6 protein-coding genes and 1 pseudogene are annotated in these 4,940 nt (G+C 34.5%); all 7 read right to left on the reverse strand.

The window, feature by feature from the left end; all coding sequences use genetic code 11:
- Nucleotides 1-50 precede the first annotated feature (50 nt).
- Nucleotides 51-622: pseudogene (locus tag P9B04_RS14220) on the reverse strand (IS1 family transposase); the annotation flags it as partial.
- A 49-nt stretch (nucleotides 623-671) separates the two neighbouring features.
- The gene (locus P9B04_RS14225; RefSeq protein WP_342055643.1) at nucleotides 672-1,391 is read right to left on the reverse strand and encodes a protelomerase family protein; all 720 of its coding nucleotides are present in this window, start codon (nucleotides 1,389-1,391) and stop codon (nucleotides 672-674) included.
- Between the two features lie 191 nt (nucleotides 1,392-1,582).
- On the reverse strand, nucleotides 1,583-2,053 hold the full coding sequence (locus P9B04_RS14230; protein WP_342055644.1) for a transposase: 471 nt from the start codon (nucleotides 2,051-2,053) through the stop codon (nucleotides 1,583-1,585).
- A gap of 61 nt (nucleotides 2,054-2,114) precedes the next feature.
- Nucleotides 2,115-2,801, reverse strand: a complete 687-nt coding sequence (locus P9B04_RS14235) for a hypothetical protein (RefSeq protein WP_342055645.1) — start codon at nucleotides 2,799-2,801, stop codon at nucleotides 2,115-2,117.
- Nucleotides 2,802-2,931: 130 nt separating this feature from the next.
- Nucleotides 2,932-3,387, reverse strand: coding sequence for a hypothetical protein (locus tag P9B04_RS14240; protein WP_342055646.1), 456 nt, complete (start codon nucleotides 3,385-3,387; stop codon nucleotides 2,932-2,934).
- A 114-nt stretch (nucleotides 3,388-3,501) separates the two neighbouring features.
- Nucleotides 3,502-3,924 (reverse strand): hypothetical protein, encoded by a 423-nt coding sequence (locus tag P9B04_RS14245; RefSeq protein WP_342055647.1) that lies wholly within the window; start codon nucleotides 3,922-3,924, stop codon nucleotides 3,502-3,504.
- Nucleotides 3,925-4,053: 129 nt separating this feature from the next.
- The gene (locus tag P9B04_RS14250; RefSeq protein WP_342055648.1) at nucleotides 4,054-4,350 is read right to left on the reverse strand and encodes a hypothetical protein; all 297 of its coding nucleotides are present in this window, start codon (nucleotides 4,348-4,350) and stop codon (nucleotides 4,054-4,056) included.
- Nucleotides 4,351-4,940: the final 590 nt, after the last annotated feature.

Below are 4,940 nucleotides of genomic sequence, written 5' to 3' on the forward strand. Positions count from 1 at the left end.
GACATCTGCCTATTCTAGCTTATAAAGGGTATAACAAGAGCGGATTTGGTATAATGTCGTAATCTACTGTTCTCTCCTTCAACTCTTGTCATATAGATTTTACTAATAATTTGGTCTCCATCTGGAATAAAACTTGGATAAACTTTATAGCCATCCGTTATCCAAAAATAACAATTCCAATGTTTTATTTTTTTCCATAATCTTTCAAATGTGTCTGCACTTCTATCTCCAATTACATATTCTAAAATTCCAGGCTTCCCCTTGTCTACAGATGTCCATATCCATTTTTTATTTTTTTTTACCAACAAATGTTTGTAATTCGTCTAATTGAGCCACATCGGGAATACTATAAGTTTCTTTGTGATTTGATAGCTCAATTCCGACTTGTCTAACCCAACGTATTACAGTGTTATGATTTACCTTGGTTATTCTCTCAATTCCTCTAAATCCATTGCCATTTACATACATAGTCAAACAGTTTTCCTTGACTTCTTTAGGATAACCTACTTCGGAATAACAATCATGCTTACTGCCGTCCACAGTTCTTACATTGATGATTTTGTTTTCCTCTTCTGTGACCATTCTTTCTAATTTGATTAGAGCCACATTTTGGACAGTTAATTGGCATTTCTTTTAAAGCGATCGCTCCGTTAAACATTTTTCCCTTCATTCTACATCATCCCGCAATGATGCAACGCCTCCGTAGCTTTGATTAATGCAAGCATTAAAACATTAACTTCATCACTTTCTAATAGTTCAACTAAGTTTGATGAATCTATTTCTGGTAACTTGATTGGGAGTAATAATAGATTATTATTATCTATATATTCTGGGTTAGGGTTGAATTTATCTATAACAATTACCCCTTTTTTATTTAATTTGATTCCTCTTTCGTTATCGATATTGTTTCGGTTGATTCCTATTTGGTAATCAAAGTAGTGTAATTTATTAGCTAGGTTTTCTTTAGCTATTTCTGATTTCCCTTCTAAAATAGTTTCCTGACCATAAATATAGGCTAAGTAATCAATGGGCAAGACCTCAGCCGGACAATACCAATGAACTGCTATGGCTCCATAAATTGACGGTTGGATGTAATTGTAGCGACTCTCTTTTGAAGAGGATGATGGAACCAACGTCTTAAATTGCTCTTCACAAACTTTAATCACAGAAGGTAAAAAACTACCATTAATCCCTCGATTATCAAGGTGATTCGTTTCCACCGTATTTCTAATAAATTGAAACCCTTTAATCACATTATTAGCTAAGGTTAATGTGGGAATTTCTCTGATTTTTTCGTCTGATGGCGTTCTTTCTATTACCTTAATTGAATAAGGGGTTTTATATTCTATTACGCTTTTCTTCAATAATTGTTCACACTTTAACCCTGTCACGACCACTAATCATGACAAAACTTCCCCATAATCTTGTGAACTGAGTAGTGTTTTTCCTATTGTCACTATCTCTTCGGGGTCTTTAATAAAAAGGATTTCTCTATATTTAGAGACTTGACTAGCTGTCATATTTTTTAGGTTATTATTTAGGTTAGAGACAAATTTTTTAGCTTTGTATTATTGTTTGTCCGTCACAATTTTACCAGCTTTTTATATTGTTCTAATTCCATTTTAACATTTAGCATTTCTTCTTGTAATTGTTCAAATTTGGCCATTAATTCCATTACCAATGTAGTTAATACAGGTTTACGTGATTTCCTGGGTTTAGAATTGTCTGCATTAACTTGTTTTTCTAGGGTTTCCAGTTTCTTAAGCAATCGTTGTATCTCATTTCGACGTGCGATCGCTTTAACCATTTCCTTATAAGCCTCACTATTAGCTGAACCCAAATAGCTCACCATTTTAGTCTTTAATTTGGGTTTATGGGATTGTTGATCCTCTTTCCCACTCTTTACTCGAAAACCTTTGAGCAAGCGGTAATAGATGTATTTTTTCCCATTCTTAGTGACGCTGGTAGCTGAAATCCAGGTGTGGGGTTCAGCTACTACTCCAGACGCTCGTAATTGTGCTATTTTGGCTTTAATGGCTAAGGGTGAAGTCATGAAAAACAATTAATGCAGACTGTATTAAGATTATAACCTGCATTAACTTAAAGATCAATGGTTAACCGTGACCATTCCTAGCACCTGTACCATTACCATTACCGTTGCTAGTCATCAACATCTTCGTGGCTCCAGTAACACCTGTGGTGAGTTCGGCTGCGGTAAGTATTTGTTCAAGCCGTTTTCGCGTCAGTTTGTTCTCTGCCAATTTCCGAGTTAATGCAGACATTTTCTTAATCCTCCCTGAGACGTTAAACTGTTGTCGGATAAACTCAATAATTTCTGTGGGCTTATTCGAGATAATGGCTTCAATTTGGCTGGCAAATAGCACCTGTTCGTCATTATCAACATCGGGTAAACTTTCCACCAACATCGGTATATTTGTCATATCTTTCTCATCGGTTTTTATTACTTCATCCTCTTCTTCTTCACCATTTAAGAACCTTCCTGATTCTTGATATTCGGTATAATTATTTTTAACTTCTTGAGATATTTCTACTACTTCTTGAGCTAAATCTTCTAAAGCTTCAGCTGGATAAATAGAACAAAGATCCTTAAATAATTTTCGTCCTTGTTTGAGCCAGTCATCTACTTCTTTATTAGCTGTCTTTTGTGCCTGTCCGGTCTGCTGTTGCACTCGGACTTGCCCTTGAAGCTCGTTGAGTTGTCTTTGTAAATCTGCGATCGCTTCTAAGGACTGTTCAACGGCTTGGGCTTGATTATCAATGAATTTCTGTAAGCTAGACATGATTGAGCATCTCCTTAATTTTGAGTAACTAAACTATTTGAAAATGTAGAGAATGAATAGTTTAGTTAATGTTTTCGTTTAAGATAATTGCGCCAGCAATAAAAAAAGAGGCTGACTAAAATAACCTTTATTAGTTATTCCTTAATTTTTTTTCTTGCTCTTCCAAATATTTCATCAAAGGTAAAGGTTCAATGAACTTTCCCTGAGTTCTCTCAAATTCTTCTTTACCTCGTCTCAAGGAACTCCTGATTTCCAACCAATCATCAGTTAATGAAATAGTGTGGAATCTTGATTGTTCATCACAGAGTTCGTTAAATAACTTTACACTTTCTTCTAAATGATCTAAAATCATTTCTGCCATTTTTCGTAAAGTTTTTGTCACTCTAACTTTTGTGGCTTCCCTAGAGGAATTCCAGTGGATACTGTACCATGTGTCGTTAAATGCTTTGGCTAAATTGGTAGCTGTTTCTAATTCTAACAATAAAGAATTAGCTGTTTCATCATCTAATTTTAGGTCTTTTAGCTTCTGAGCAGCAACACCTAAACTTGCCCAAGCTAAAACCATTGTCATTGGTCTTTCTTTCATGTTACTAACCCTAATTAATAGAAAATAATTCCTAATTAGAGTTACGCCAGTAACAAAAAAAAGGGAGAATTGTTTCCCTTTTTTTCAAAGTTACAATTTGTTCTCTCCTTAAAATTATTCGGTTTGTAACTCATCAAGAGTTAAAAATACTGGTTCAGCAAACCAGGTTAATTCATAACTTGGTTTATTCTTAACTCCATTAATTCCAAATAGGAAATAAGGGGGCATCGTTAACCCCTTGCTACTACGAGAAGTTGGCTCAACTAATTGAATGGCTGAAATAGTATAGATTTCATGCTCGTCATGAAAATCAATGCCATTCTCCTGACAGTAGTACCAGTCATCCGCGATTACTACTTTTTGTCCCACAGCATATTTACATTGAGGATACTCGTAGAAATCATCGGGAAATGATGGCTGCACTTTAATTACTATTTCCCCTTTGGCTTCGATTAAATCTAAGTGATCTGGTTCCTCTCTGTATTCGATATAAGGAAATCCTTGATCTTCGAGAGTTTGTATTAGTTGTTGTGTCATAATGAAAGTGATTTATGTTTCATAGAAAGGGTTATTTAACCCTTTCTTCACTTTCAAAAATTGGCGCAAGCCAAAAAATAAAGACCGAGAGTTACCTCAGTCTTTAGGATGTTTATGATGTTGATAAAACTAAGAAAGACAATAGCGGTAATAAGCATTAACTTCATGATCTTCACCAGTCTCAACATCAAAGCCCCAAGAAATTAACAAATAACTTGATGTTTCTTCTAAGGGAATCTTAATTTGTCCTGATTCTTCGTCATCATCAATAGCAACAATAAAGGGAGATTCTGTCAACAACCATCGCATAATTGGAGTGGGTTCCGTTTGACCAACAAATCTCGTACCATTAAAGGAGAATGTAAGGGATTCGAGTGCTGAACTGAGAAGCTTATTATGGTTACTTTTATGTGAAAATTGAGACATTGTTGGCTCTTTAATTTACTTCATTTAAAATAAACCCGTAGGGTTAACATCTTAAAAAATCATGGACAAACAGCGATCGCTTATGAGGATTAAGATTGAAAACTTGAGCCAGTGATAGTAAAAACTAGGTAATATAACAATCAACAAAGAATCATTTAAGTAATGGTTTTCCTAGAATGATTAGAGTGAATGAGATAGGCTCTACTACATTTACTCTTGCGTTTAGAAATCTTGGTTTTAGAGGGTTTGGGAATGACAAAAGCTTCAAATTTTCTATTCATTTTTTTTATCAGTTATCTTTTCCTACCAAATATTGTACCTTAAAATGTTCATCATTATTTACGGAAAATTCAGGAGAGTATCCCAACAAAAAATATCATCAATTTCAGTAAATATAATAATATATAATATTATAAGCGTTGTTTAATCTAGTTTGTAGCTTTAGTTCCTACACATAAATTAATAATCTTTGAATTAGAGTTAGTCTAAACTCCAGAGTGGAGTAATGGGGTTATTTTAGTGGTAGTTAGGCAGTGCACCGCGAAGCGGATCTCTGATACTGTTGGCGAAAGTAATCTAAACGTATTTCA

Source organism: Crocosphaera sp. Alani8, assembly GCF_038442745.1.
Lineage (GTDB): Bacteria > Cyanobacteriota > Cyanobacteriia > Cyanobacteriales > Microcystaceae > Crocosphaera.